21 protein-coding genes are annotated in these 25,014 nt (G+C 61.5%); 10 read left to right on the top strand and 11 right to left on the bottom strand.

Annotation, left to right across the window (positions count from 1 at the left end):
- Positions 1 to 175 precede the first annotated feature (175 nt).
- From MTP38_RS02385 to MTP38_RS02365, 5 genes are all read right to left on the bottom strand, one after another.
- Positions 176 to 1,522, bottom strand: coding sequence for a dicarboxylate/amino acid:cation symporter (locus MTP38_RS02385; RefSeq protein WP_249234142.1), 1,347 nt, complete (start codon positions 1,520 to 1,522; stop codon positions 176 to 178).
- 209 nt (positions 1,523 to 1,731) lie between these two features.
- Complete coding sequence (locus MTP38_RS02380) at positions 1,732 to 2,937, bottom strand: hypothetical protein (protein ID WP_249234141.1); 1,206 nt, start codon at positions 2,935 to 2,937, stop codon at positions 1,732 to 1,734.
- 3 nt (positions 2,938 to 2,940) lie between these two features.
- Positions 2,941 to 3,186, bottom strand: a complete 246-nt coding sequence (locus MTP38_RS02375) for an acyl carrier protein (protein ID WP_158402670.1) — start codon at positions 3,184 to 3,186, stop codon at positions 2,941 to 2,943.
- Positions 3,187 to 3,266: 80 nt separating this feature from the next.
- Positions 3,267 to 4,739: a class I adenylate-forming enzyme family protein gene (locus tag MTP38_RS02370; RefSeq protein WP_249234140.1), complete on the bottom strand. Its 1,473-nt coding sequence runs from the start codon at positions 4,737 to 4,739 to the stop codon at positions 3,267 to 3,269.
- Between the two features lie 134 nt (positions 4,740 to 4,873).
- Positions 4,874 to 6,355: an AMP-binding protein gene (locus MTP38_RS02365; protein ID WP_249234139.1), complete on the bottom strand. Its 1,482-nt coding sequence runs from the start codon at positions 6,353 to 6,355 to the stop codon at positions 4,874 to 4,876.
- Positions 6,356 to 6,791: 436 nt separating this feature from the next.
- Here MTP38_RS02365 and MTP38_RS02360 point away from each other — a divergent pair, with 436 nt between their 5' ends.
- The 4 genes from MTP38_RS02360 to MTP38_RS02345 all read left to right on the top strand — a co-directional run bounded on the left by MTP38_RS02360 (position 6,792) and on the right by MTP38_RS02345 (position 11,618).
- Entirely contained in the window at positions 6,792 to 7,925 is a 1,134-nt protein-coding gene (locus tag MTP38_RS02360; protein ID WP_249234138.1) for an acyltransferase family protein, read from the top strand.
- Between the two features lie 112 nt (positions 7,926 to 8,037).
- Positions 8,038 to 8,859 carry a hypothetical protein gene (locus MTP38_RS02355; RefSeq protein ID WP_249234137.1) on the top strand — a complete coding sequence of 274 codons (822 nt, stop codon included), beginning with the start codon at positions 8,038 to 8,040 and terminating at the stop codon, positions 8,857 to 8,859.
- Positions 8,860 to 8,872: 13 nt separating this feature from the next.
- Positions 8,873 to 10,495 carry a glycosyltransferase gene (locus MTP38_RS02350; protein ID WP_249234136.1) on the top strand — a complete coding sequence of 541 codons (1,623 nt, stop codon included), beginning with the start codon at positions 8,873 to 8,875 and terminating at the stop codon, positions 10,493 to 10,495.
- Between the two features lie 100 nt (positions 10,496 to 10,595).
- Positions 10,596 to 11,618, top strand: coding sequence for a lysylphosphatidylglycerol synthase domain-containing protein (locus MTP38_RS02345; protein WP_249234135.1), 1,023 nt, complete (start codon positions 10,596 to 10,598; stop codon positions 11,616 to 11,618).
- 273 nt (positions 11,619 to 11,891) lie between these two features.
- Here the strand turns inward: MTP38_RS02345 and MTP38_RS02340 are convergent, their stop codons facing one another.
- The 4 genes from MTP38_RS02340 to MTP38_RS02325 form a co-directional block, all read right to left on the bottom strand.
- Positions 11,892 to 12,662, bottom strand: coding sequence for a tRNA threonylcarbamoyladenosine dehydratase (locus MTP38_RS02340; RefSeq protein ID WP_227620929.1), 771 nt, complete (start codon positions 12,660 to 12,662; stop codon positions 11,892 to 11,894).
- 11 nt (positions 12,663 to 12,673) lie between these two features.
- On the bottom strand, positions 12,674 to 13,783 hold the full coding sequence (gene mnmA, locus MTP38_RS02335) for a tRNA 2-thiouridine(34) synthase MnmA (protein WP_249234134.1): 1,110 nt from the start codon (positions 13,781 to 13,783) through the stop codon (positions 12,674 to 12,676).
- Between the two features lie 67 nt (positions 13,784 to 13,850).
- On the bottom strand, positions 13,851 to 15,080 hold the full coding sequence (locus MTP38_RS02330; protein WP_249234133.1) for a CCA tRNA nucleotidyltransferase: 1,230 nt from the start codon (positions 15,078 to 15,080) through the stop codon (positions 13,851 to 13,853).
- Positions 15,077 to 16,012, bottom strand: a complete 936-nt coding sequence (locus MTP38_RS02325; RefSeq protein ID WP_249234132.1) for a ribonuclease Z — start codon at positions 16,010 to 16,012, stop codon at positions 15,077 to 15,079. The genes MTP38_RS02330 and MTP38_RS02325 overlap by 4 nt, the downstream gene beginning before the upstream one ends.
- Before the next feature lie 738 nt (positions 16,013 to 16,750).
- Here MTP38_RS02325 and MTP38_RS02320 point away from each other — a divergent pair.
- Positions 16,751 to 18,136 carry a TrpB-like pyridoxal phosphate-dependent enzyme gene (locus MTP38_RS02320; protein ID WP_249234131.1) on the top strand — a complete coding sequence of 462 codons (1,386 nt, stop codon included), beginning with the start codon at positions 16,751 to 16,753 and terminating at the stop codon, positions 18,134 to 18,136.
- A gap of 238 nt (positions 18,137 to 18,374) precedes the next feature.
- Here the strand turns inward: MTP38_RS02320 and MTP38_RS02315 are convergent, their stop codons facing one another.
- Positions 18,375 to 19,664 (bottom strand): O-acetylhomoserine aminocarboxypropyltransferase/cysteine synthase family protein, encoded by a 1,290-nt coding sequence (locus MTP38_RS02315; RefSeq protein WP_249234130.1) that lies wholly within the window; start codon positions 19,662 to 19,664, stop codon positions 18,375 to 18,377.
- Positions 19,665 to 19,800: 136 nt separating this feature from the next.
- The gene (locus MTP38_RS13625) at positions 19,801 to 19,935 is read right to left on the bottom strand and encodes a hypothetical protein (protein ID WP_255668139.1); all 135 of its coding nucleotides are present in this window, start codon (positions 19,933 to 19,935) and stop codon (positions 19,801 to 19,803) included.
- Between the two features lie 305 nt (positions 19,936 to 20,240).
- Between MTP38_RS13625 and MTP38_RS02310 the strand changes: the two genes are divergently transcribed.
- The 5 genes from MTP38_RS02310 (at position 20,241) to MTP38_RS02290 (ending at position 25,014) form a co-directional block, all read left to right on the top strand.
- Positions 20,241 to 21,128 (top strand): putative manganese transporter, encoded by an 888-nt coding sequence (locus MTP38_RS02310; protein WP_249234129.1) that lies wholly within the window; start codon positions 20,241 to 20,243, stop codon positions 21,126 to 21,128.
- A 341-nt stretch (positions 21,129 to 21,469) separates the two neighbouring features.
- Positions 21,470 to 22,348: an HAD family hydrolase gene (locus MTP38_RS02305; RefSeq protein WP_249234128.1), complete on the top strand. Its 879-nt coding sequence runs from the start codon at positions 21,470 to 21,472 to the stop codon at positions 22,346 to 22,348.
- Positions 22,345 to 22,842 (top strand): DNA-deoxyinosine glycosylase, encoded by a 498-nt coding sequence (locus MTP38_RS02300; RefSeq protein ID WP_249234127.1) that lies wholly within the window; start codon positions 22,345 to 22,347, stop codon positions 22,840 to 22,842. Before MTP38_RS02305 ends, MTP38_RS02300 begins: the two co-directional genes overlap by 4 nt.
- A gap of 93 nt (positions 22,843 to 22,935) precedes the next feature.
- Positions 22,936 to 23,562: a 5-bromo-4-chloroindolyl phosphate hydrolysis family protein gene (locus MTP38_RS02295; protein WP_249234126.1), complete on the top strand. Its 627-nt coding sequence runs from the start codon at positions 22,936 to 22,938 to the stop codon at positions 23,560 to 23,562.
- A gap of 300 nt (positions 23,563 to 23,862) precedes the next feature.
- Positions 23,863 to 25,014 carry a toxic anion resistance protein gene (locus tag MTP38_RS02290; protein WP_227620919.1) on the top strand — a complete coding sequence of 384 codons (1,152 nt, stop codon included), beginning with the start codon at positions 23,863 to 23,865 and terminating at the stop codon, positions 25,012 to 25,014.

Below are 25,014 nucleotides of genomic sequence, written 5' to 3'. Positions count from 1 at the left end.
TCCTTGGGAACGGCCTTATTTTACCGCCCACGCCCCCGGCCCGAAACCATGCCGGCGCAAAATCGGTGTAAAACCCCGGCGGCGGTTGAGGACTTTGTGTAAAAAAGAGGACTGTCCGGAGCAAAAAGCGCCCCTCCGCTTTACCGGAGAGGCGCTTTTGTATATCACAGGTCAATTATGCGTTGAACTTTTCCTCGTTCAGCAGGCCCTCGCTCTTGGCCACACAGATACTGGCGACTGCGTCGCCCACCACGTTCAGGGAGGTGACGAGCATCTCAATGGGGCGGTTGATGGCAAGGATGAGGGAGTAGGCCAGCAGGGCGCTGTCGTTGACGAAGCCCGCGCCGGACAGGATGGTGAAGAGGATGACGGCACCTGCGCCGGGAGCGGCAGGGGTGCCCACCGAGGCCAGCAGAGCCAGCAGGGCCACCACGACCAGCTGGGCGGGCGTGACGGTGTATCCGGCGCAGCCCGCGATAAAGACGGTGGCGACCACCTGCATGATGGCAGTGCCGTCCATGTTGATGGTCATGCCCAGCGGCAGGACGAAGGAGGCGATGGACTCATCGACGCCGAAGTCCTCGGTGCAGACCTTGATGTTCAGGGGCAGGGTCGCCGCGCTGGAGGAGGTGGAGAAGCCAAAAACGGCCACATTGGCGATCTTTTTGATGAAGGTGATGGGGTTCTGCTTCGCGCCCAGCGCCACCACCAAAGGGTAGGCCACCAACAGGAAGACCAAGAGCAGAGCCACCGTGACTACCACGTACACCAGCGCAGGCTTGAGGTAGTCGATGCCGTAGATGGCGAAGGTGCGGGTCAGCAGCACGAAGACAGCGAAGGGGGCGAAGGTCGTGACCACGAAGTTGAGGAAGACCACCACCACATCGTTCACCTCGCCCAGCAGGCGGCGGAGGGTGGCCGTGCGGCTCTCACCCAGCACATTCATGCTCAGACCCACGGCCACGGCGAGGAAGACGGAGGAGAGCACCGCGTTGTTGCTGCCGAACGCCGTGACGATGTTGGAGGGGATGACGTTCAGCACCACGTTCAGGGGGTTGGAGCCGGTGGAGCCGGCGGCCTCGGTCAGGCCCTCGATGTGGGTGTTGAACAGGCCCATGGAATAGGTGGCATAGCCCACGCAGCCGGCCAGTGCCAGCGCCATAAAGGAGCACAGCAGGAACCAGAAGAGGGTCTTGGCCGAGATGCGGCCCATGGTGCGGGTGTCGGCGATGCTGCCGATGGCCAGCGCAATGGAGGTGAACACCATCGGGATGATGACCAGCTGCAGTGCCTTGATGAAGAGCTGGCCAATGATGTAGAACAGGCCCAGTGCACGTTCTGCGCCCTCGGTGGTGATGTCCTGAAAGAGCAGGTCGTTGATGGTCTGCCAGATACCGCTGTTGCCGGAAGCAACGAGCTTCTCACGCAGCATCATAAAGGCAAAGCCTGCCGCAAGGCCGCAGACCAGAGATACTGCCATCCTTTTCGCTAGGAGCGAGCCGCTGTTTTTATTTTTTTCCATACGATTTTCCTCACTTTTTCCGTTTCCCAGTGTGTTTCGGTCGCATTCGGCCTATCTTACCACGACACACTGTTGGATGCAAGGGAAAAATCGTCTTTTCAGGCGATTTTTTCGAAAAAGTACGACGTATGAAAAATCGGTGTAAAAATTACGTTTAGGATAAAGAAAACCTCTTCGTCACGCCTACGGCGTGACGGAGAGGTTGTTTCTTATGTAAGGTCTTCCCCCAGCTCCACGGCCTCCAGCACCCGGATGCCTTCGGCCTCGAAAGCGGCGCGCAGAGCCTCGGCAAAGCCGGGGCGGGGCACCTTGTTCTTGATGCAGAGGGTGATGACCCCGTGCAGGCTGGTGGCTTCCAAACCGATGGATGCGCCGTCCGCGGGCACCCACGTCTGGAAATCCTCGATGTACCGGGTCAGCTCCGGGCTGGACGGCCTGAAGGGGTCGCCCAGATAGCTCACCCAGAAGTCGGCCGGAAAGCCGCTGATGTATTCGCCCATCTGGAAGATGCGCTTCTTGATGCTGAGGCTGGCCTTCTGCTGGTAGACCCGGTAGACCCAGCCCATCTGCTCGGCGATGCGGAAAATTTTCTTCTCCGGGGCGAGGTTCGCCTTCAGGTCCGCGTCTACGCCCACGGCCACCTCGGCCAGCGGGGCATCTGCCGTCAGCGGCAGCTTGCGCTGGAAGGAGGCCACGCAGTTGTAGAGGGCGTTCGGCACGCGCAGCGCGTCCCGGGCGTCCGTTGAGTAGCTGTAGAGCACCTCGTCCTTGTCCAGATACGCCCGCACCGCCTTACAGAGCAGAGCCGTAAGGGTGCTGAAGGGCTTGACGCCGCAGCGGAGGGCCGCGTCCACAAGCCCCGCCTTTTCCAGCCGGACGCGGCAGCAGGTGGGCGTCTCCTCAAAGGTCTGCACCACGGGGCGCTGCATATCGTTGGCCACCTGACTCTCGGGGTACTTGGCCAAAATGTCCTCGATGTCGTAGGGCGGGTCGGTCACGAGGGCACGGCCCTCAAAGGTCGTGCCGTACCGCAGGTTGCAGTAGAACTGCAGCACCATGGTCATAAAGGGTGCTATGCCCCGGCCATCGGCCATGAAGTGGAACCAGTCAAAGTAGACGACTTTTCCCTCATAGCTCAGGGCAACAGTAAAGCCGTTCTCGTCCGGAAATTCGGGCTTTGCACTGCCCTGCCGCACCGGGCAGGGGGCGTCCGACGGTTCGAGGTGGAGCAGCTTTTTCTCCCACACCGGCTTCTGGAAATAGTAGGGTGCCTTTGCCCGGGCCGCATCCAGAGCCTGCTGCAAGAGCGCACCGTCCACAGCATCCCTCAGCGTCACCTGATAGCGGCAGTTGACCATGTTTTCACGGTAGTAGTAGACGATGCCCTGAAAAACGGAGCGCTGTTCGGCATCCATCCCTTATTCCCCCGCGTGCGCAGCCAGATAGTCGGCCAGATCGCTGACGGTGACGAAGTTGCGCAGCTCCTTTTCGGGGATACGCAGGCCGAAGGTCTCCTCAAGGTCAGCCACGACGGTCAGGATCTCCATGGACGACAGGTCGAGGTCGTCCATGAGGACGCTGTTCTCGTTCACATCATCGGGGGAAATTTCTGCAACATCTTCCAGAATTGCAAGGATCTGGGACACGATCTCGGTTCTTTCCATAGTTTGAATCTTCCTTTCGTAGTTCCATTAAAGGCGGCTGCGGCTCTTTTCCAGTATTCCGCAGCCTGCCCGGTTTATTCTTACTTGCGCAGCAGCTTGCCGGTGCCGGTGCGGGGCAGAGGCTCAGTGCTGAACTCCACGGCGCTCATCCGCTTGTAGAGCGGCAGGGTGCGGTTGGTCTCGGTGATGAAGTCGCGGACGGTCTGCTGGTCGGCCTCGCCGCAGTAGATGACGGCACAGATCTTCTTGCCCTTCTCCCTGACGATGCATTCCTTGACGGCCTCGCACTTGGACAGCAGATTTTCCAGTTCTTCGGGGCTGACGTTCTCACCGTTGTCGAGGATGATGATATTCTTCTTGCGTCCGGTGATGTAATAGAAGCCGTCCTCATCCACACGGGCCAGGTCTCCGGTGTGGAACCAGCCGTCGGCGTCGAGGACTTCTGCGGTGGCCTCGGGGTCCTTGTAATAACCCAGCATGACGCAGCCGCCGCGGATGCAAATTTCGCCCGTCTCGTCCAGCTTGTACTCGGCGTGGTCGTCGGGCTTGCCCACGGCGCGGATGTGCTTTTCGTCCTGCTCGTAGTTGATGATGCCGTCGCCGCAGGTCTCGGTCATGCCGTACACCTGAGTGATCATCATGCCCTGCTGTGCCAGCTCGGCCAGCATGGCGCCGTCAAACATGGCAGAGGAGCCGCAGGGGTTCCAGATGCCGTTCAGGCGGGCGCGGCGGCCCCGCTTGACGTCTTTGTAGATGGCCTCCATCAGCATGGGAGCCACAGCGATGGCATCGCTGTGCATCAGGCCGAGATCGCGATAGAAGTCGCGGATGTCGGCGGAGAGGTTCAGCGCCCAGCCCTTGCAGGCCCAAACGAAGAGGCAGATGAACGTACCCAGATGGAACAGGGGCAGGATGGCGAAGTTGCTCAGGACGTCGTTTTTGTCCTCGGGCATATGCTCGTGCTTATAGTCCAGCATGGCGTCGCCGAATTTGACCTGGCACTCCACAGTGGTAAAAAAGTTGCGCTCCGAGAGCATGACGGCCTTGCTGCGGCCGGTGGTGCCGGAAGTGAACATCAGCACCATCAAATCATCATGGCCCACGCAGTCAACAAGCTCTGCAGGCGCGCTGTCCTTGAAGGCGTCCATCGGGCGGAGTTTATCGCCGTAGGCGGCCTCGATGTCGGGGCGGCAGCCATAGTCGATGCCGTCGTTGACGATGAGGGAAGGCTCGACAAGGCCCAGCTCATATTCCAGCTCGGGCCAGGTCTTTTTCTGGTTGATGGTCACGACGACGGCCCCGGCGAGGATCGCGCCGAAGCTGTTGACACCGTACTCATAGCAGTTGCGGCTCATGATGCCGACACGCTTGCCCTTGATGTCGGGGATATTCTCCTTAAAATAAGTAACGGCCCTGCGGATGTCCTGCACATACTGGGCGTAGGTCTTTTCCACCACAGTCTTGCCATCGGCGGCCACATAGCGGAAAGCCACCCGGTCGGGGTACTGCTTCGCCATGACGTCCGTGATAAGCTCATATACAGTATTTATCATTTTTGTCGCTCCTTGCTGTTTTTCTTTATTGCAGCGAAACGCCGGCAGCTGACATTTTCTGCCTCAACGTAATAATACCTGTTTCGGCAGAGAAATGCAACTACGCGGCGTGTCCTTTTTCGCTGTTTTATTGTTTACTTGCGCAGCAGCTTGCCCAGAGCGTTGCGGGGCAGCGGTTCGGCGGTGAATTCCACCGCGCTGATGCGCTTATACAGCGGCAAGCTGCGGTTCACCTCGGTGACGAAGGCCCGGACCTCTTCCTGCTTATCCTCAGGGCAGTAGACGACAGCACAAATTTTCTGGCCCTTCTCCTTCACGATGCACTCGATGATGGCCGGGCAGAGGGCCAGCTTCTTTTCCAGCTCTTCGGGGCTGACGTTCTCGCCGCTGGCGAGGATGATGAGGTTCTTCTTGCGGCCGGTGATGTAATAGAAGCCTTCCTCATCCATCCGGGCAAGGTCGCCGGTGTGGAACCAGCCGTCGGCGTCGATGACCTCTGCCGTGGCCTCGGGATCCTTGTAGTAGCCCAGCATCACGCAGTCGCCCTTGATGCAGATCTCGCCGGTCTCGTCCAGCTTATACTGAACGTGGTCGTCGGGCTTGCCCACGGCGCTCATGTGGTCGGCCGTCTGGGTGAAGTTCAGGATGCCGTCGCCGAAGGTCTCGGTCATGCCGTAGCACTGGTTGATGACGAAGCCGTTCTGGGCCAGCTCCAGCAGCATCTTGGGGTCGAGGGCCGCAGAGGAGCAGCACAGGTCCCACAGGCCGTTGAGGCGGCTGACGCGGCCCCGCTTGAAGTCGTTGTAAACCGTCTCCACCAGCATGGGGGCCGAGGCCATGATGTCACTGTGCATCAGGCCGAGGTCGCGGTAGAAGTCGCGGATGTCGCTGCAGAGGTTCAGTGCCCAGCCGGCGGGCGGGTAGGACATGACGCAGACAAAGCAGGCCATGTGGAAGAGGGGCAGCAGGGTCATGTGGCTCAGCGGCAGCTTCTGACCCTCCGGCAGACGGGACGTGATCCAGTTCTCAGCCCGGGCACCGTAGGTGCAGAGGCTGGTGCACATATTCCGCTCCGAGAGCATGACGCCCTTGCTGCGGCCGGTGGTGCCGGAGGTGAACATCAGCATCATCAGGTCGTCGTGGCCGATGCAGTTGGTCAACTCACCGGGGGCGGTGTTCCGATAGCAGTCCATCGGGCGGAGCTTCGGGCCGTAGGCGGCTTCCAGCTCGGCACGGCAGCCGTAGTCGATGCCGTCGTTCAGGATGAGGGCCGGTTCCACAAGACCCAGCTCATATTCCAGCTCCTCCCACATCTTTTTCTGGTTGAGGGTCACGAGGACGCCCCCTGCAAGGATGATGCCGAAGGATGCCACACAGTACTCGTAGCTGTTCCGGCTCAGCAGCGCAACACGCTGGCCCTTGATGCCGGGCACTTCTGCCTTGAGGTAGGCAGTCATCCGGCGGATGTCCTGCGCGTACTCGCGGTACTTCTTTTCCACGACGGTCTTGCCGTCGGCGGCCACATAGCGGATAGCCACATTGTCGGGGAATTCCTGCTCCATGCAGCGGGTCACCATATCATATATGCCTGCGGGGACTTTGATCTCTTCAGCCATTGGTCTTACTCCTTTTTTATTCGCAAGAAAAATAAACAGCACCATTTTGTTCCAGACTCTCCGCATTTCTGGCAAACAGAGGAAAGTTCTGGTTCGATTCCTCTCGGCAACAGTATACCGCATATGCGCCGCAAACGCAAGATTTCATTGCACAAATATGCAATTTAAACTTGCTCTCAGCTTGTGCAACCGGATGTAAATCCTTCCTTTTGTTGCGACGGGACAAAAGCTGTGATACACTTTTTTCGTCAGGACGAAACTTTGCCCGGAAGCTTCGTCCCCTGCAAATTGACAGAAGCCCCAAAAAGCATTATACTGTTTATATCATTTGGCAAAAAAGCTCCCCGCCGAGCTTCATATTTTTATCTATCGCGCCCAAAACACGGCCTTTCAGGGCCTCCGGGACAGGCGGCGCACTACAAGGAGGACCCCTTATATGGAAGGCACCAAGCCCCGCACCGTAAGCAGCCTTGGCATGTTCGACCTGCTGAAAGGCATCGGAATGCTGGCCATCGTCTTTGCCCACACGGCAGAGCTTTACCCCCTCGGCACCGACGACGTCACCCCCTTCGCCTTTGCACTCTTCGCCTACCGCGAAGCGCTGATGGCCGCCTTCTTCATCGCCAGCGGCTACGGCTTCCGCAAGCGCTCCATCCACAAATGCATCGAGCAGCAGATCAAGACCCTGCTCAAGCCTTACCTTTATACGGCAGCGGCCACCACCGTGCTCCACTGCCTCATCCACCACGCAGCCTTCGGCTCGTGGCCCAACGCCATCACCCAGTCGGGCAAGGTGCTGGGCGGCTTCCTGCTGGGGCTGCCCCACACGGCCTCTTACTTCGGGCAGGAGTTCTTCTCCTGCGGGCCGATGTGGTATCTGGTGGCCCTGATGCTGGCGTGGATCCTTCTCGATGTCCTTCTCGACATCTTCCCCGAGCGGTACATAACCCCGGCCGTCATCGGCGTCACCCTGCTGGGCTGGGGCATCACGCTGGTGTGGGAGGCCCCCTTCTGCATCGCGCAGGGCATGGTATCGCTGCCCTACCTCTATATCGGCTATCTGGCCAAGAAGCGCCGCCTGTTTGAGACGCCCCTTTCCGGCCGGGCCAGAGCCGGGCTGATCGCGGCGGCGCTGGGCGTCGTGGCAGGCGTCCTGCTGACCCAGAGCACCGACTGCGTCTCGCTGGGCGAGTGGACGATGGGGCCTGTGAGCATCTTTCTGGACGGCGCAGTGGGCTACGGCATCATCCGGCTCTTCCTGAAATTGCAGCGCCGGGTGGACGGCCCCATCTCCCACGCCATCGAGTGGGTGGGGCGGCGCTCGCTCTTCATCTTCTGCATCCACACCGTGGAGCTGACGGCCATCCCATGGTATCTGATGGCGGCGAAATACGCTGACCGTCCGGTACAGGGGATGCTTTTGCAGTTCGTGCTCTCGCTGGCGTCCATCTTCGCCATCACCGAGCTTCTGATGCGGCGGAAAGAGCTGGGCCGGAAGCTCCGGGGCGGCAAGACTGCGGACAAGCCCCGGCGACGGGACAAGAGCCGTCATTATGCGGCAAAACACTAAAGATACAGCGCTTTGGTATCCGGCCCTTTTTCAGGGCAGACTATATTAGTTCGATGCATGGGCTTGCAGCGAGGGTTGTACGCCTTGCGATAAATTTGAGGAGGCCCCGGTAATGATGAACGATACTCCTGAAGCGGCTCTGCGCAGCCGCATTGCGGATCTGGAACAGCAGCTCAGGCTTGCGGATGAGGGTACCTCGCGGCTGGCCCAGCGCTGCCTTGAGCTGGAAAAGCAGCTGCAGACCTTCTACGCCACCCACCCCCAGAAAGAGATGCAGGCCGACTCACCTGCGCTGGTGCAGCCGCTGCTCTACTTCGATGCCGGCTTCGGCTTTTCCCAGAGGGACACCGTCAAAGCCCCGGACTACGAATACGACGAGATGAACGGGATGGTGACGGCCACCTTCGAGCTGCCCGAGGCCGCCGTCAATCTCCGCTTCGACCCGGGCGAGCTGCCCTGCTGCATCACCAATTTCGTCTTTTCGGATGACCGCATCCTCTGCCGCCCGGTGAACGGCGTACCGCTCCACGGCGACGGCATCCTTTTCCTGAACGACGACCCCAACCTCATGCTGGAAGGGATGAACCGCTTCCCCGCCGGGATGAAGCTGGGCGTGAGCTACGGCTATTTCCCGCTGGAGGCGCTGGCAGGCGACCCGCTCTTCGCCGCAGTGCTGGAGGGCGTGCAGTATTTCCAGAAGACCCGCGTCTGTGAGCAGAAACATCTGGACCAGCTGGAAAAGACCTCTTCCGACCAGAAGCAGACCATCGACGCCTTGCAGAAGAACATCTCCGAGCTGCATCAGGCCAACGCCGAGCTGACCGCCCGGAGCCGGGCCTACGAAAACTCGCTGGAAAATGTCCTTTCGTCCAGCAGCTGGAAGCTCACACTGCCCCTCCGCCGTCTGGTGAGCCTGTTCCATCGTGGCAGCTGAGAGGAGGACCGGGATGTACAGCCGTTATACCACCCTGCAGCGGGCACAGCTCGCCAAGCAGGAATATCTTGATACACAGGACGTCTTTCTCGCCGTCTACGCACCGGGGCGGAGGGCCTCGCTGGAAGCCTCCCTGCGCGACCAGCTCCACCGCAAGTTCCTGCTGGCAGAGGACCTTTCCAGCGGGAGTCTGGGCAGCGCCCGCGGCGTGCTGCTGGCGAAAGAAGACCTGAGCCTGATGCCCACGGCCCTGTCCTGCTTTGCGGATGCGCTGCGCAGCGGCGCAGACTACGTCACCACTGACGCCGTCTTCGGCTATGCAGGTGCCACTGCCCTCTACCACAGCCCCAGCTTTGCGGCCTGCCCCGGCTGCGCCCTCGTCTCCCGGGAGCTGCTGCTGCGCTGTCTGGCCGAGGCCCGTGACCCCGGGAACCCCGCCGAGCTGCTGACGCTGGCGGCAAAGCTCAGCCGGAACCACGTCTGTCTCCCGCTGGCGCTGGCCCACTACGAGCGGGACATCTGTGCCGAGGATGTCTGGTCGATGAAGGGGAAGCGGGTGTTCATCATGAGCCACCTGCTGGACATGACCGGTGCCCCCATCGTGCTGGTCAGCGCTGTGCCGGTGCTGCGCAGCATGGGCTACGAGGTGGTCGTCCTCGGCCCGGAGGACAGCGGCTCGATGCCGCTCTTCCTCGAAGCCGGGGCTGTCGTCATCACCCGGCGCGGCTGCGTCCAGTCTCCCCTGCTGTGGGGGCTGGCCCTCTGCGCCGACTTCGTCCTCGCCAACACTGTCGTCGAGGCCCGGGCTGTCCGTGCCTTGAGCGGGGCACGGGTGCCGGTACTCTGGTGGCTCCACGACGCCTTCGCGGGCTACCCCCATATCGCCCACCAGATCCCCAAAGAGCTGGGGGAGAACATCCGGGTCTATTCCGTCGGCAGCCACGCCGCCAACGCCATGCACTCGGTGCGGCCGGAGTTCAACATCCGGCCTCTCATCTACGGCCTGCCGGACTATGCCTCCGAGAAATTCGCCCACTATGACCTGAGCTATGCGGGCGGGCGTCCCCTTTTCGCCACCGTCGGCTCCTTCGAGAACCGAAAGGGGCAGGACATCTTCTGCAAGGCCATCCGGCTGCTGCCGCCGGAGACGATGAAAAAAGCCTCCTTCCTCTTTGTGGGCAAGGCTGCCGAGCCGGAGATGATGGACGCCGTGCGCAGCCTGACGGCGGACTGCCCCGACAACGTCTTCTACGTCAAGCGGTTGACCCGGGATGAGATCAAGAGCCTGATGGCCCAGTGCACCTGCCTCGTCTGCGCCTCCCGCGACGACCCCATGCCCACCTTCGTCACCGAGGGCCTCATCTTCGGCAAGCCCGCCATCGTATCGGAGCACACCGGCACCGCCGGACTCATCACCGAGGGGGTGGACGGCTTCGTCTACGAGGATGACGACCCCGAAAAGCTGGCGGAGCGTCTGGCATGGGCCATCGACCACCCGGAAAAACTGGCCACCATGCGGCAGGCCTGCCGCGACCTGTATGAACGCCACTACTCGAAGCAGGCCTTTGCCGACGGCCTGAAGCAGGCGGTCCGGGAGCTTACCGGCGAATCCACTTTATCACTCTGCCAAAATTGAGGCAAAAAATTTGGCATCTCTTTACAAATGCACCTCCGGACTGTGGTATACTCTTCCCAGAGTTTATCCCAGTCCGTTTTTGTTGAAAGGAGTTTCCCCCATGAGTTCGTCCGCCTCCCCTGCCCCTTCCCGCCGGAAGACCCTGCTCTCGCTGGGCGTTCTGGCCCTGCTGACCGGCATCGTGGTGTTCATTTTCCGGGAGCACTGGGCCGAGATCTCCGCTGCACTGGGCCAGCTCACCTTCTGGCAGGGATTTCTGGCGCTGGCCGTGGGCCTGAGCTATCCGCTGCTGGAGGGCGTCGTCAGCTGGCTCATCGTCCGCAGCCGCCTGCCCCGGTTCTCTCTGCGCCACGGCATCGACAACGCATGGATGGGCACCTTCGGCAATGTGGTGGGCCTCGGCGCGGGGTCTGTCCCCTTCCAGACGTGGTATCTCCACCGCCGGGGTCTGGACATCGGCCCGGGCGTAGGCCTCATGACCCTGCAATATGTCTTTCACAAAACGGCCGTTCTGCTTTACACCACCCTGCTGCTTCTGGCAGGCCGCCCTTGGCTGGCGGCCCACTCGGACGGCGTGCTGCGGTATCTGCCCGCAGCCTACGCCGTGGTGGCAGGGGTCATCGTGGGGCTGATCGCCCTCTGCGCCCTGCCGGTGGTGCAGCGTCTGGCCCGGTGGCTGCTGCATTTCCTGCCCGACACAGGCCGCTGGGCCGAGCGCCGGGCCGACTGGCTCCGGCAGCTGGACACCCTGAGCACCGAGAGCCGCCATCTGCTGGCGGACAAAGCCCGCTGCGCCGCCATTCTGGGCGTCCATCTGCTCAAACTCTTTCTGCTCTTCTGCCTGCCGTGGATGGGGCTGCGCTTCATGGGGCTGGACGCCGGGCTGCGCTTCTGGCAGGTGCAGCTCCTCGCCGCACTGACCCTCTTCGTCTCCAACGCTCTGCCCAACGTGGCGGGCATGGGGTCGGTGGAGACGGCCTTTCTGCTGGTGTACGGCAGCTTCCTCCCCAATGCTGCGTCCATGAGCCTGCTGATGTTCTACCGGCTGGCCAGCTATTACGCCACCTTCGCCGCCAGCGCCGTCGGCTTCGGACTGGCGCAGCGGAGACTGAACCGCAGCTGACATTGTGAAGGTTCTATTTCATTTTAGTAAAAGTTATCATCTTGTTGTGCATTCTGCGCATAGATCTCTTGATTTTTTCAGCGAAATGAGGACGGCAGCACCCAGAGCTTCGAGACCCTGCACTACGAGACCACTCCCATCTCCCTGAAGAGCGTGGACGCAGCCGCAGGCGCTACCCCCATCGCATTCGCTGCTCCTGAGCAGTAAAGATCATCCCATAACAAAGAAAACGGCAGGTGCGACGCACCTGCCGTTTTGTTATTTTATCAAATATCAGCCCTTCAGGGGGACGAAGCCCACGAGGTCCTTCACGACCTCGCCGCCGATGATGAGGCCCGCGACCGACGGCACAAAGGCATTGGAGCCGGGGACGGAGCGGCGGATGGTACACTTGCGCTGGGTGCCCGGAGGGCAGATGCAATGTTGCTTGCAGCTGATGGAATCGTCCTCGATGGGGGTCATGGCAGGCTCTTTGGAGTAGACGACCTTCAGGTGCTTGATGCGCCGCTTGCGGCACTCGGTGCGCATGACCTTGGCCAGCGGACAGACGGAGGTCTTGTAGATGTCCGTGACCTCGAAGCGGGTGGGGTCCATCTTGTTGCCCGCACCCATGGAGCAGATGATGGGCACACCGGCCTCCTTGCACTTCATGACCAGAGCGAGCTTGCCGGTGACAGTGTCGATGGCGTCCACAACGTAGTCGAACTGGGTAAAGTCGAAGCTGTCCTGCGTCTCGGGGCCGAAGAAGGTCTTGTAGGTCGTGACCTTGATGTCGGGGTCGATGTCGTGGACCCGCTCTTCCGCCACATCCACCTTATATTTGCCCACGGTCTTGCGGGTGGCGATGATCTGGCGGTTCAGGTTGGTCAGACAGACCTTGTCGTCGTCGATGAGGTCGAGGGCACCCACGCCGCTGCGGGCCAGCGCCTCCACGGTATAGCCGCCCACGCCGCCTACGCCGAATACGGCCACACGGGAGTTGTGCAGTTTGGTCATTGCCTCCGCGCCCAGCAGCATCTGGGTGCGGGAATACTGGTCTTGCATATTGTTTCTCCTTACTTTTCCACTCTCATGATCGTCCCTCCGCCGAGGACGGTATCCCCCTGATACAGCACAACGGCCTGCCCGGGGGTGGGGGCACGCTGGGGCTGGTCAAATTCCAGCCGGAAGCCGTCCGGCCCCGCCGGGTAGACGGTGGCGGGCTGCTCGACCTGATGGTAGCGGGTGCGGGCCGTCACCCGCAGGGGGCCTTTCAGCTCCGGGATGGCGATCCAGTTCACCTCGTCGGCGTAGACGATGGTATCGAACAGCTCCGCCTCCGGGCCGACGGTGACGGTGTTGGCCTGCATATCCTTGGCGCAGACGTAGACCGGCGCGCCCATGGCAAGGCCCAGCCCCTTCCGCTGGCCGATGGTGTACCGCACCGCGCCGCTGTGGGTGCCCACCTTTTTTCCGCTGACGTCGAGGAAATCGCCCGCCGGATAGTGTTTGCCGGTGAAGTCCTCCATAAAGCGGGCGTAGTCGCCATCGGGCACGAAGCAGATGTCCTGACTGTCGTGCTTGCGGGCGTTGACGAATCCCTGCTCCTCGGCGATGGCGCGCACCTCGCTCTTGTGCAGCCTGCCCAGCGGCAGACGGACGTGAGCCAGCTGCGCCTGCGTGAGGTTGTAGAGCACATAGCTCTGGTCCTTGCCCTCGTCCAGCCCCTTTTTCAGCAGCCAGCGGCCGGTGGCCTCGTCCTGCTCCACCCGGGCGTAGTGGCCCGTGACCACATAGTCCAGCCCGTGGGCCTCGGCCCAGCGGAGCAGGTGGTCGAACTTCATATACTTGTTGCAGTCGATGCAGGGATTGGGCGTGCCGCCGGCCTCGTAGACCCGGATGAACTTGTCGATGATCTTCTCCTGAAAATCGGCGGTGAAGTCCAGCACTTCGTAGGGGATGTCCATCGCATAGGCCACCTCGGCGGCGTCCTCGATGTCCCGCTCGGAGCAGCAGGTGTGCAGCCCCTCGGTGTCCACGGCCTCGTTGCGGGTGAGGCGCATGGTGATGCCGGTGCAGTCGAAGCCGTCCCGCTGCATGAGCCATGCCGCCACCGAGCTATCCACACCGCCGCTCATGGCGATGAGGGCACCGGGGCGGCGGGAAGTGTTCTGTGTTTCTGTCATTCTGTTCCTCTTTTTGTTATAACACACTAAAACAGTAGATATATACTACCGCAGCTTCTTTCTCTTGTCAAGACGCAGAAAATCCGGCCGCGAAGGCCAGAAGCTCCGTCTTTTCGTTGGGCAGGCGGCCCGTGATGACCTCCTCCAGCAGGGCTTCCAGCACCCGCCGCAGGCCCGGCCCGGGCGCAGCGCCCGCCGCCATCAGGTCGCGGCCATTCACGGCCAGCTGGGAGATGCGGCAGCAGGCCCCCTGCGCCGTCAGCGCTTCGGCCTCGGCCCGCAGGGCATCGAACGACGCTTTTTCTTCCGGCGCAAGGGCCGTCCAGAGGGCCGTCAGCTGCCGCACGGTATGGAGGTCATATTTTCCCAGCAGACGTTTGGCTTGCAAGCACAGATCACATTTGTCCAGAGCGTCGGGAGTTTTCTCTCCACACTCACGCACCAGAGCCGCCGCTCCGTCTATCCTGGCGTTCGAGCACTTCAGGCGCTTGAGCGCTTTCCTCGCCCCCGTCTCACCCAGCGGCAGCAGCAGCGCCGCCCAGCGGGCAGACACCTGCTCCGTCCCCGCCGGAAGAGCATCGATCCGCCTCCGGGCTTTTGTCAGTTCCTCCGGCGGCAGCTCGGGCAGGACGAAGGCCAGCACCTCCGGCTCAAGGTATGCCCCCGGCTGTGGTGCGGCCAGAAGCTTGTTCAGTTCCTCCTCGATGCGCTCTGCCGATACACAGTCGAGGTGGGAAGCCAGCTGCTTTGCCGCCGCCTCGGTGGCTTCGTCGATGGCAAAGCCGAACCGGGCCGCAAAGCGGTAGAGCCGCAGGATGCGCAGGGCGTCCTCCCCGAAGCGGCGCAGCGGCTCACCGACCGCCCGCACCACGCCCCGGGCAAGGTCTTCCCGCCCGCCGAAGGGGTCGCACAAGCCCTCCTCGGCGCTGTAGGCCATCGCGTTGATGGTGAAGTCCCGCCGGGCCAGATCCTCCCGGAGGTCGGGCACAAAGGCCACACTGTCGGGGTGGCGGCCATCGGAATAGCGGCCCTCGGTGCGAAAGGTGGTGATCTCATACAGCTTTCCATCCCGCTTGACGGTGACGGTGCCGTGCTGCAAGCCGGTGGGGATGCACCGGTCTTCTCCGAACAGCTCCATCACCTGCCCGGGGCAGGCAGCGGTGCAGAGATCCCAGTCGTGGGGCGCAAGGCCCAGCAGGCTGTCCCGGACACAGCCGCCCACGACGTAGGCCCCAAAGCCTGCCCGGTGCAGCTCATCCAGAAGGGCGGCGGCACCGGGTTCCAGAACGATGTTCATTCGCCTTCCTCCTCATACTGAAGCGCAATGCTCTTGCCGTCGAAGCCGCACTCCGCCGCCGGGAAGAGGCTCTGGGCCTGCGCAAGCTCCTCCTCCGGGTCGGTGATCATGGGCGAATAGTGGACGAGCCAGAGCCGTTTTGCACCGGCCTTTGCAGCGAGGGCCGCACTCTGGCCGAAGGTGCTGTGGCCGTACTGCTTCGCCTGTGCAGCCTGCTCGGGCAGGGCGTAGGTGGCGTCGCAGAGCAGAAGGTCCACCCCCGCTGCAGCCTGCTCCAGTGCGGCGCAGGGAGCCGTGTCCCCCGAAAAGAGGAAGCTCAGACCCTGCCGAGCCGGGCCGAGGACCGATTCCGGCGCCGCTCTGCTGCCGTCGGCCAGCGCAACGCTCTGGCCCTGCTGAAGCATCTTCCACTGCTGCACCGGCACCCCCAGCGCCCGGGCCTTCTCGGGCGAAAAGCGCCCGGCCCGGGGCAGATCGAGGCGGTAGCCCTGACTCGTGACCCGGTGGCGGGTGGGGACAGGCGTCAGCTTTGCCCCCTGCGGCCAGCCGCCGAAGCGCGCCCGGAGCGCCGCCGGGGCGTCCAGCACCTCGGGGCAGACCGGATAGGGCAGCGGCCCGGTCAGCACCCGCAGCGCGGCCCAGACCTCGCCGAGGCCTTTCGGGCCGTACAGCGCCAGCGGGCGGGTACGGCCCTGACAGCCCAGCGTCTGCAGAAGCCCCGGCAGGCCGAAGATGTGGTCGCCGTGGTAGTGGGTCAGGCAGATGGCGTCCAGCTTCATCAGGTTGACCCCGGCCCGGCGGGCGGCGGTCTGGGTGCCCTCGCCGCAGTCGAGCAAAAGGCTGTGCCCCCCGCATTCGGCCACCGCCGCCGTAAGTGCGCGGTCGGGCAGGGGCATGGTGGCCGCCGTGCCCAGCAGTGTAATGGTCAGCATAAGTCTCTCCGTATCACAAAAATCTTGATGGCTATAGTGTACCACACTCTTCGTCCCGGCACAATCGCACACCGCCGCTCCAGCGGGCATAGGATGGGCCAAACGAGAAAGGGAGGGGTCTTGTATGCGGCGTCAGCGGCCCGGGCATCGTGTTCTATCGTTCCATCATCGGGGGCTTCTGCTCCTTCTGGCAGCAGCCGCGGCGGCCCTCTTTCTGTTCTACAGCTGCTCTCCCGGAGTGGTGTACAGCCCCCCGGGGCGGCTGGTGTTCATCCCCCTTGCACAGGTTTCAGGTAGTAGTACGACTTCGCTTTCCGCCTCTCAAAATTTTTTCAGAAAAGGTATTGACTTCACTTTCGTGAGGTGATAAAATCCCACCAAACCAGTGAGAAAGCATAAGTATCACCGCAAAACTCACCAGTACAGAGAGCACCGGGGCAGCTGAGACCGGGCAGTGTGGGCGCGGATGAGAATGGGCTTTTGAGGGCAAACCGAACCGCATTTTTATGCGCAGTAGGGGCGACGGAGAGCGTCTCCGTGAACAAAGCCGGTATGTGTTGGCATATCACGAGTGGGCAGGGTCATTCCTGTCAAGATTGGGTGGCACCGCAGGAGTATTTTATCCGCTCTTGTCCCAATTCACGCAATGTGTTTTGGGACAGGAGCGGTTTTTATTTTTCCCTCTTGTCCCGCAAGCAAGGGCCGGCATGTGCATCCGGCCCGGAAAGGACAAGCCTTATGAAGACCGAAGCGAACATCCCGTACAAGTTTTATCTGGAAGAATCGGAGCTGCCCACCGCATGGTACAATGTGCGGGCCGATATGAAAAACAAGCCCGCTCCCCTGCTGAACCCCGGCATCCTCAAGCCCATGACGGCCAAGGAGCTGGACGGCGTTTTCTGCGATGAGCTGGTACAGCAGGAACTGGACGACACCACGGCCTACATCCCCATCCCGGACGAGATCCGGGAATACTACCGGATGTACCGTCCGAGTCCTCTGTGCCGCGCCTACCGACTGGAAGAGGCCCTCGGCACCCCGGCGAAGATCTACTATAAATTCGAAGGCAACAACACCAGCGGCAGCCACAAGCTGAACAGCGCCATCGCGCAGGCTTACTACGCCAAGAAACAGGGCCTCAAGGGCGTGACCACCGAAACGGGCGCGGGCCAGTGGGGTACCGCCCTCTCCATGGCCTGCAGCTACTTCGGGCTGGACTGCAAGGTCTACATGGTCAAGGTGAGCTATGAGCAGAAACCCTTCCGCCGCGAGGTCATGCGCACCTACGGCGCATCGGTCACTCCCAGCCCCAGCATGACCACCAATGTGGGCCGCAAGATCCTTGCCGAGCACCCCGACACCACCGGCAGTCTCGGCTGTGCCATCAGCGAGGCCGTGGAAGTCGCCACCTCCACCCCCGGCTACCGCTATGTGCTGGGCAGTGTACTGAATCAGGTACTGCTCCACCAGAGCGTCATCGGCCTCGAGACCAAGACCGCCCTCGACAAGCTGGGCGTCAAGCCTGACATCATCATCGGCTGCGCCGGCGGCGGCAGCAACCTCGGCGGCCTCATCAGCCCCTTCATGGGCGAGAAGCTGCGGGGCGAGGCCGACTACCGCTTCATCGCCGTCGAGCCGGCCAGCTGTCCCAGCTTCACCCGCGGCAAATTTGTCTACGACTTCTGCGATACCGGCATGGTCTGCCCGCTGGCCAAGATGTACACCCTCGGCTCCGGCTTCATCCCCAGCCCCAACCACGCGGGCGGCCTGCGCTACCACGGCATGAGCAGCATCCTCAGCCAGCTCTACCACGACGGCCTGATGGAGGCCACCAGCGTGGAGCAGACCAGCGTCTTTGAGGCAGCAGAGCAGTTTGCCCGCATCGAGGGCATCCTGCCCGCCCCGGAGAGCAGCCACGCCATCCGCGTCGCCATCGACGAAGCTCTCAAGTGCAAGGAGACGGGCGAGGCAAAAACTATCGTCTTCGGCCTCACCGGCACCGGCTACTTCGACATGGTGGCCTACGAGAAGTTCCACGACGGCAAGATGACCGACTGCATCCCCACCGACGCCGACCTGCAGAAGGGCTTTGACGGCATCCCCCACTTCCCCGGCAACGAATAATTCCTGAAACATCCTCTCCCCTCACACTCCCGCGCGGCGCAAGCTGTGCGGGGGTGGTTTTATATAAAACGGAATGACTGCCTGCACACTGAGCCAGACGGTCATTCCGCAAACAGCAAGCCAGCCGCCCTGCAAGACACAGGGCGGCTGGCCGCTTCTATTATGCAATTCAGGAGAATGGAGGAGAAAATAGCGTTTTCAGGGTGCTTGCTTCCGGGGGACGGAAGAAACGCCGGAGTTATTCGCCGCGGACGGCTGCGAAGCCTGCCTCGAGGTCAGCGATGATATCGTCGATATGCTCGGTACCGATGGACAGACGGATGGTGTTCTGGTAGATCTGCTGCTCGGCCAGCTCCGCGTCGGTCAGCTGGCTGTGGGTGGTGGAGGCCGGGTGGATGACGAGGCTCTTGACGTCCGCCACGTTTGCCAGCAGGGAGAAGATCTTCAGGTTGTCGATGAACTTGAAGGCTTCCTCACGGCCGCCCTTGATGTTGAAGGTGAAGATGGAAGCGCCGCCGTTGGGGAAGTACTTCTCATACAGGGCGTGGTCGGGGTGATCCGGCAGCGAGGGGTGGTTGACCTTCTCGACCTGCGGATGGTTGGCAAGGAATTCCACGACCTTCTTGGTGTTCTCCACATGGCGCTCGATGCGCAGGCTCAGGGTCTCGGTGCCCTGCAGCAGCAGGAAGGCGTTGAAGGGAGAGATGGTAGCGCCGGTATCACGCAGCAGGATGGCGCGGATGTAGGTGACAAAGGCGGCAGGGCCGGCGGCGTCCGCGAAGGACACGCCGTGGTAGCTGGGGTTGGGGGCAGCGATGTTGCCGTACTTGCCGCTGGCCTTCCAGTCAAACTTGCCGCTGTCCACGATGATGCCGCCCAGCGTGGTGCCGTGGCCGCCGATGAACTTGGTGGCCGAGTGGACGACGATGTCCGCGCCGTGCTCGATGGGACGGATGAGGTACGGGGTGCCGAAGGTGTTATCAATGACCAGCGGCAGGCCGTGCTTGTGGGCGATGGCCGCGATGGCGTCGATGTCGGGGATGTCACTGTTGGGGTTGCCCAAAGTCTCGAGGTAGACAGCCTTGGTGTTGGGCTGGATCGCGTTCTCGACCTCTTTCAGGTCATGTGCGTCCACAAAGGTGGTGGTGACGCCGAACTGGGTCAGGGTGTGCTCCAGCAGGTTGTAGCTGCCGCCGTAGATGGTCTTCTGGGCCACGATGTGGCCGCCGGCCTGCGCCAGCGCCTCGATGGTGTAGGTGATGGCCGCCGCGCCGGAAGCGGTGGCCAGAGCAGCGACGCCGCCCTCGAGCGCCGCGATGCGCTTCTCGAACACGTCCTGCGTGGAGTTGGTCAGACGGCCATAGATGTTTCCGGCGTCGGCCAGACCGAAGCGGTCAGCGGCGTGCTGGCTGTTGCGGAAGACGTAGGAGGTGGTCTGGTAGATGGGGACGGCGCGGGAATCGGTAGCGGGGTCGGCCTGCTCCTGACCAACATGGAGCTGCAGAGTCTCAAACTTATAATCAGACATAGTATTTTCCCTCTCTATTTGTACTCAAAGTATTATTTTTACTCATAAAAATACCCGGCAGCGTGGGAGTTCTCACCTTTCGTCTGCCGGGCAAAGAAATCGTTCTCCACTCAGAACCTTTTGTCTGTCTTGGGCGTCACATTCGCTCGCGCATTCGCGGCATAGAGGGCACCGTACAGCTTTGGCTCAGAGTTTCTTTCTCAGCCCGGGCGCTGTACATTCGCCCACAGCGGAAGTTGGCGTGCAGAAGATTTTTCCAGATCAGCGTCATTTGAGTACCCTCCTTTCTGAACTCTCATTCAACCTACAAGGCGTGTGGTTTTGTTGTTTGCATTATATCCTCCTATACCCACATTGTCAATAGGTTTTATCTGATTTCCTTTCAAAAAGTTTTAAGAAGTCATTCTTTTGCGAAAAATGCAAAAAGATTGCATTTTGGTCTTGCATTTCACCCAGAATGCGTGTATACTCTTTCCTGCGCCTAAAATGCAATCAGGTTGCAATTTAGGCAACTGAAGCAAATTTTCGGCGGAACACACCTTCCCTATACTTTATCATCAATCACGAGGTATCACGATGGAACTTTTTCTGGACGTACTGGCCGAGTCTCTGGTGGACACCGCCAAGATGCTCCCTTTTCTATTTTTAGCCTATCTCTTTATTGAATATGTGGAGACCCGCCACGGCGAGCGCATCGAGACTCTGCTGGCCGGCGGCGGACGCTGGGGCGCTATCCCGGGGGCTGTTCTGGGCTGCGTGCCCCAGTGCGGCTTCTCGGCCATCGCATCCAACTTCTACGCCTCCCGCGTCATCACGCTGGGCACTCTGATGGCCGTCTATCTTGCTACCAGCGATGAGGCCATCCCCCTGCTGGTGTCCATGCCCGCCTACTGGGACAAGCTGGCTCTGCTGATGGTCATTAAGGTCGTCTACGCCATCTTTGTGGGCTTTATGCTGGACTTCGTCCTCCGCAAGGCCCTGCCCCGCAGCCTGCGGGGCGGCTACACCGGCCACGCCGATGAGGTGGACTGCCACGAGGAGCACAGCGATGATCAGGGCCAGCCCCAGCCCATCTGGAAGGCCGCGCTCCGCCACACCCTCGAGATCTTCGTCTTTATCTTCGCGTTCAGCCTTGTGTTCGGCCTCATCGTCGAGGGCGTGGGCGAGGACGTCTTTGCCGCCGTGCTGGGCCGGATGGGCTTCTTCCAGCCGGTGATGGCCGCGCTGGTGGGTCTCGTGCCCAACTGCGCCGCCAGCGTCCTCCTGACCCAGCTCTATGTCGAGGGTGCGCTCCGCTTCTCGAGCCTCGTTGCCGGTCTGTGCACCGGCGCAGGCGTGGGCCTCGCTGTGCTGTGGCGGGCGAACCCCTCGTGGAAGCAGAACCTCTTCATCACCGGTCTGACGTGGGCCTGCGGCGCAGCTGTGGGCGTGGGCATCCAGATCGTGGTCGCGTTTATCGTCTGAGCATTCTATTTTTCAGCATCCGCATTTCTTCTCTAAAAACGGGGAAGTGCGGATGTTTTCTTTTATCGTGAAAAAGAGCCTTTCTCTTCACAGCCTTGCCCTCTCTGTCTTTGCTTCGCATTGCCACAGCCCGGGTTGCGGCACCCAGCATCCGCTTCGTGCTCTGAAAGGCACTTGCGTCTTGCTGGCCGCGGCCCCAACAGCTCTTTCCTGTTTCCGCCACTGGCGGCGGTCAGAGCTGTTGCTCCCAAAGGGAGAGGCTTTTAACGGCATATTCTTGAGACAAATCCCCCATTTTGTGATATACTCAGCTCATACAGAAGTATAGTAAGGAGAACACCATGCAGTATAAGATCCTCGCAAGCGATTATGACAACACCCTCGTCCCCTTCGGTGAGAGCCAGCCCCGCCCGGCGGTAGTCAAGGCCGTGAAGAAGCTTCAGGCCTCCGGGGGAAAGTTCGTGCTGAGCACCGGCCGGGCGTGGTCTGCCATCAACCGGAAAGGCCAGCTGGGCGGCATCCGGTTCGACTACGCCATCACCTGCAACGGTGCCTGCGTCGTGGACCGAAACGGCACCATCGTCGCCGAGCATCCCATGACCAACGAGGAGATGTACGCGCTGGTGGATTTCTGCGAGGATTACAACTACCCGCTGCAATTCAATTTCCGGGACGCATACTATGCTTACTGCGAGTATGAGACGCTCCGCAGCTGCTACACCCAGATGAACAGCGTCGGGCTGGACTGTGTGGACGGCGAAGACCAGGACCGCCACCTCATCGATATGCCCCACGCGGCGTTCTGCCTCTTCCCCGAGGGGGCGCTGGAGCGGTTCCACGAAAAGTACGGCCACCTCGGCCTTCACTTCATGCAGACGGGCGGCCAGCTGCCCGACGGCTCCCACTTCTATGACATCGTGCGGGGCGGGATCGACAAGGGCGCGGGCCTCGCAGACCTCTGCGAGAAGATGGGCCTCTCCCTCGCCGAGGCCGTGGCGGCGGGCGACTCCGCCAATGACGTGGGGATGCTGAAAGCCGCCGGCCTCGGCTGCTGTATGTCCAACGGCACCGACGACGCCAAAGCCGCCGCCGACCGCATCATCGGCGACGTGCGGGAGGACGGTCTTTCCGCCCTCATCGAAGAGCTGTGGTTCGACGGCCCGAGGGCAGAGCCGTCCAGCCGCGACCTCGGCTCTGCGTGGGAGACGATGGAACGATGAGCTTCGCACCGATCTATTCCGAGAGCAGCCGCGCCCTCATCCTCGGCACATGGCCCAGCCCCAAAAGCCGGGAGATGGCCTTCTATTACGGCCACCCGCAGAACCGCTTCTGGCCCATGATGGCCGCCCTCACCGGCGAGCCTGTCCCCGCCCGGGAGGACATCGAGGCCAAAAAGGGCCTCATCCTCCACCACGGCCTCGCCCTCTGGGACACGCTGGAAAGCTGCACCATCACCGGCGCGTCGGATGCCTCCATCCGGGATGTCGTGCCCAACGACATTGCCTCTCTCTTAGCCAAAGCGCCCATCGAGGCAGTGTTCTGCAACGGGGCCACGGCCCACCGCATCTATACAAAGTACCTGCTGCCGGTGTCCGGCATCCCGGCAGTCAGGCTGCCCAGCACCAGCCCCGCCAACGCCGCCTGCCGCCCCGAAAAGCTGCGGGAGGTCTGGGGCGTGGCTCTCAAAGATTATATAACCGTTTCGAACCTGTAAATTATTCATGAAACGCTTGCGTTTTATGGAGAAAAGGATTTATTATGGAAGAGTACAAGGGGCAGCCGGCCCCTTCGGGAAAGGAGAACCCCCATGAGCAAAGTGATCCGCACCACAAAACCCAGCGTCCTGCCGTGGTATGCGGCGGCGCTGGTGTTCGCGGTGCTGTGTGCCGTGCTGCCGGTCTATAAGCTATGGGCACTGCTGGTGGCGCTGGGCTGCACTGGCGCGGCCTTTGGTGCGGCCCAGAAAGTCTGCCCGCCCCGGGTGGTGGAGCACGAAGTGCCCTTCCACACCGGCAGCGGCGATGTGGACGAGATGCTGGCCGACATCCAGCAGAAGCTGGACGCCCTCCACGCACTGAACGAGGCTCTGCCCGACCCGGAGCTTTCCGCCGCCATGACCCGGATGGAAAAGGCGGGCCGCTCCATCGTGGAGACGGTGGAGGCCAGCCCCGCCAAGGCCAAGCAGGTGCGCCGCTTTGCGAACTACTACCTGCCCGACGCGGTGAACATCCTCGAGCAGTACGCCAGACTCGCCCGTCAGGGCGTGCGGGGCGAGAACGCCGCCGCCATCCGGTCGGAGGTGGAGCACAACGCGGCCTCCATCGCCACCGCATTCGAGAACCAGCTGGATGCGCTGTATGCCGCCGAGAGCATGGATCTCTCGGCAGACCTGACAGTATTGCAGAATATGCTTAAAGGACAAGGGCTGAGTTGAGGCCGAACCTCTCCGTCATCGCTGCGCGATGCCACCTCCCCTATCGAGGGGAGGCCTTGGCATACCGGAAAGTTTCCCTCTTCGCCAGAGGCTCCCCTACAAGGGGCAACGGCGACGACCGCCGCCAGCGGCGGAAACAGGGAGTCGCCGTTGGGGCCGCGGCCAGCAGGATGCAAGCGACAGCGCAGCAGACGCTGGGAGCCGCAACCCGGCCTTGTCTGCGAAGCAGACTGAGAGGTTGTACAGAGCAGGGCCTTTGTTTGTGAATGCATCGTTTTATTGGAAAGGAAGGAATCCCCCATGGCTGACAACACGTTCAATTTCGATCTCGACGCACCCGCAGTCCCCACCCTGACCCTCGACCCGGTGGAAGCCCCTGCGGAGGAAAAGCAGCCGGAGCCTGTTGAGGCCCCCGCGCCCGAGCAGCAGGTCAGGCTGACCCCCGAGGAACAGGCGATGGTGGACTCCTTCGCCCAGAAGATCGACATCACCAACAGCCAGCAGGTGCTCCAGTACGGCTCTGCCTGCCAGAAGAAGATCGGCGACTTCTCGGAGGCAGCCCTTTCTAAGGTGTCCACCAAAGACCTCGGCGAGGTGGGCGGCATGATCACCGACCTCATCGGCGAGCTGAAGAGCTTCGACGCCGCCGAGGAGGAAAAAGGCATCCTCGGCTTCTTCAAGAAAAAGGGCAGTCAGCTCGACAGCATGAAGACCAAGTACAACAAGGCCGAGACGAATGTCGAGACCATCCAGTCTGCCCTCGAGAAGCATCAGGTGCAGCTGCTCAAGGACATTGCCATGCTGGATAAGATGTACGATCTGAACATGGCCTACTTCAAAGAACTGAGTATGTATATCCTCGCCGGTAAGAAAAAGCTGGCCGATTTCCGCGCAAACGAGCTGCAGCAGGCCATGGATAAGGCCAAGGCCTCCGGTCAGCCCGAGGATGCGCAGAAAGCCCGCGACCTCGCCGACCAGTGCGAGCGGTTCGAGAAAAAGCTCTATGACCTCGAGCTGACCCGCACCATCAGCTTACAAATGGGTCCCCAGATCCGGCTTTTGCAGAACAACAACTCCATGATGGCCGAAAAGATCCAGTCCACCATCGTCAACACCATCCCCCTGTGGAAAAACCAGATGGTGCTGGCGCTGGGTCTGGCCCACAGCCAGCAGGCCATGCAGGCCGAGCGTGCCGTCACCGACATGACCAACGAGCTGCTGAAGAAGAACGCCGACGCCCTCAAGATGGGCACTATCGAGACGGCCAAAGAGTCCCAGCGCGGCGTGGTGGACATCGAGACCCTGCAGCAGACCAACAAGAGCCTCATCGAGACGCTGGACGAGCTGAACAAGATCCAGCGCGAGGGCCGCGCAAAGCGTGCCGCCGCCGAGCAGGAGCTGACCCGCATCGAAGATGAGCTGAAACAGAAGATGATGGAGATCCGGAGCTGA

This window comes from Faecalibacterium sp. I3-3-89, assembly GCF_023347275.1.
GTDB lineage: Bacteria > Bacillota > Clostridia > Oscillospirales > Ruminococcaceae > Faecalibacterium > Faecalibacterium butyricigenerans.
The sequence above is the reverse complement of the archived record's forward strand: the minus strand, read 5'-3'. Positions and strand labels throughout refer to the sequence as shown.

What these genes read in the sequence shown, in the direction of transcription:
- MTP38_RS02350 (WP_249234136.1), top strand. Translation starts at nt 8,873, where the DNA reads ATGTACAGCCGTTATACCACCCTGCAGCGGGCACAGCTCGCCAAGCAG.
- mnmA (WP_249234134.1), bottom strand. Translation starts at nt 13,783, where the DNA reads ATGACAGAAACACAGAACACTTCCCGCCGCCCCGGTGCCCTCATCGCC.
- MTP38_RS02320 (WP_249234131.1), top strand. Translation starts at nt 16,751, where the DNA reads ATGAAGACCGAAGCGAACATCCCGTACAAGTTTTATCTGGAAGAATCG.
- MTP38_RS02365 (WP_249234139.1), bottom strand. Translation starts at nt 6,355, where the DNA reads ATGGCTGAAGAGATCAAAGTCCCCGCAGGCATATATGATATGGTGACC.
- MTP38_RS02325 (WP_249234132.1), bottom strand. Translation starts at nt 16,012, where the DNA reads ATGCTGACCATTACACTGCTGGGCACGGCGGCCACCATGCCCCTGCCC.
- MTP38_RS02310 (WP_249234129.1), top strand. Translation starts at nt 20,241, where the DNA reads ATGGAACTTTTTCTGGACGTACTGGCCGAGTCTCTGGTGGACACCGCC.
- MTP38_RS02295 (WP_249234126.1), top strand. Translation starts at nt 22,936, where the DNA reads ATGAGCAAAGTGATCCGCACCACAAAACCCAGCGTCCTGCCGTGGTAT.
- MTP38_RS02300 (WP_249234127.1), top strand. Translation starts at nt 22,345, where the DNA reads ATGAGCTTCGCACCGATCTATTCCGAGAGCAGCCGCGCCCTCATCCTC.
- MTP38_RS13625 (WP_255668139.1), bottom strand. Translation starts at nt 19,935, where the DNA reads ATGACGCTGATCTGGAAAAATCTTCTGCACGCCAACTTCCGCTGTGGG.
- MTP38_RS02305 (WP_249234128.1), top strand. Translation starts at nt 21,470, where the DNA reads ATGCAGTATAAGATCCTCGCAAGCGATTATGACAACACCCTCGTCCCC.
- MTP38_RS02380 (WP_249234141.1), bottom strand. Translation starts at nt 2,937, where the DNA reads ATGGATGCCGAACAGCGCTCCGTTTTTCAGGGCATCGTCTACTACTAC.
- MTP38_RS02375 (WP_158402670.1), bottom strand. Translation starts at nt 3,186, where the DNA reads ATGGAAAGAACCGAGATCGTGTCCCAGATCCTTGCAATTCTGGAAGAT.
- MTP38_RS02290 (WP_227620919.1), top strand. Translation starts at nt 23,863, where the DNA reads ATGGCTGACAACACGTTCAATTTCGATCTCGACGCACCCGCAGTCCCC.
- MTP38_RS02315 (WP_249234130.1), bottom strand. Translation starts at nt 19,664, where the DNA reads ATGTCTGATTATAAGTTTGAGACTCTGCAGCTCCATGTTGGTCAGGAG.
- MTP38_RS02345 (WP_249234135.1), top strand. Translation starts at nt 10,596, where the DNA reads ATGAGTTCGTCCGCCTCCCCTGCCCCTTCCCGCCGGAAGACCCTGCTC.
- MTP38_RS02355 (WP_249234137.1), top strand. Translation starts at nt 8,038, where the DNA reads ATGATGAACGATACTCCTGAAGCGGCTCTGCGCAGCCGCATTGCGGAT.
- MTP38_RS02385 (WP_249234142.1), bottom strand. Translation starts at nt 1,522, where the DNA reads ATGGAAAAAAATAAAAACAGCGGCTCGCTCCTAGCGAAAAGGATGGCA.
- MTP38_RS02360 (WP_249234138.1), top strand. Translation starts at nt 6,792, where the DNA reads ATGGAAGGCACCAAGCCCCGCACCGTAAGCAGCCTTGGCATGTTCGAC.
- MTP38_RS02370 (WP_249234140.1), bottom strand. Translation starts at nt 4,739, where the DNA reads ATGATAAATACTGTATATGAGCTTATCACGGACGTCATGGCGAAGCAG.
- MTP38_RS02330 (WP_249234133.1), bottom strand. Translation starts at nt 15,080, where the DNA reads ATGAACATCGTTCTGGAACCCGGTGCCGCCGCCCTTCTGGATGAGCTG.
- MTP38_RS02340 (WP_227620929.1), bottom strand. Translation starts at nt 12,662, where the DNA reads ATGCAAGACCAGTATTCCCGCACCCAGATGCTGCTGGGCGCGGAGGCA.